Source organism: Bacillus sp. TSO22 (assembly GCF_020223595.1).
In the GTDB taxonomy this organism is placed as follows: Bacteria; Bacillota; Bacilli; order Bacillales; family Bacillaceae; genus Bacillus; species Bacillus inaquosorum.
Genome location: NZ_JAHAWO010000019.1, coordinates 1 through 569, shown reverse-complemented (window position 1 = coordinate 569; position 569 = coordinate 1). Strand labels below are relative to the sequence as shown.

The following is a 569-nucleotide window of genomic DNA, read 5'->3' as shown; positions in this document are numbered from 1 at the left end:
GAGCAAGCTCCCATCTGTCCGCTCGACTTGCATGTATTAGGCACGCCGCCAGCGTTCGTCCTGAGCCAGGATCAAACTCTCCGATAAAGTAGTTTGACTGACTACGCACATCACTGTGCGATTTATTAAAAATGAATTAACAGGTACGTTTTGTCTTGTTTAGTTTTCAAAGATCATTTCGTTTGTTCGCTTTGTTAAAGCAACTTTATTAGTATACAATGCTGCTTCTTCAAAGTCAACAACTTTTTAAAAAAATTTGGTGGAGCCTAGCGGGATCGAACCGCTGACCTCCTGCGTGCAAAGCAGGCGCTCTCCCAGCTGAGCTAAGGCCCCATTAAAATGGTCGGGAAGACAGGATTCGAACCTGCGACCCCATGGTCCCAAACCATGTGCTCTACCAAGCTGAGCTACTTCCCGATTTCCTATCTATTCTATTAGAATAATGGCGCGCCCGAGAGGAGTCGAACCCCTAACCTTTTGATCCGTAGTCAAACGCTCTATCCAATTGAGCTACGGGCGCAAAACTTAATGCCGAGGGCCGGACTTGAACCGGCACGGTAGTCACCTAC

General features: G+C 47.5%; 3 tRNA genes and 1 rRNA gene. All 4 read right to left on the bottom strand.

Going from position 1 to position 569, the window contains the following annotated elements:
* Positions 1 to 87, bottom strand: a 16S ribosomal RNA gene (locus KHQ79_RS22105); the annotation flags it as partial.
* 170 nt (positions 88 to 257) lie between these two features.
* Positions 258 to 333, bottom strand: a tRNA-Ala gene (locus KHQ79_RS22100).
* A 7-nt stretch (positions 334 to 340) separates the two neighbouring features.
* Positions 341 to 417, bottom strand: a tRNA-Pro gene (locus KHQ79_RS22095).
* 26 nt (positions 418 to 443) lie between these two features.
* Positions 444 to 520: transfer RNA gene (locus KHQ79_RS22090), tRNA-Arg, on the bottom strand.
* Between the last annotated feature and the right edge of the window lie 49 nt (positions 521 to 569).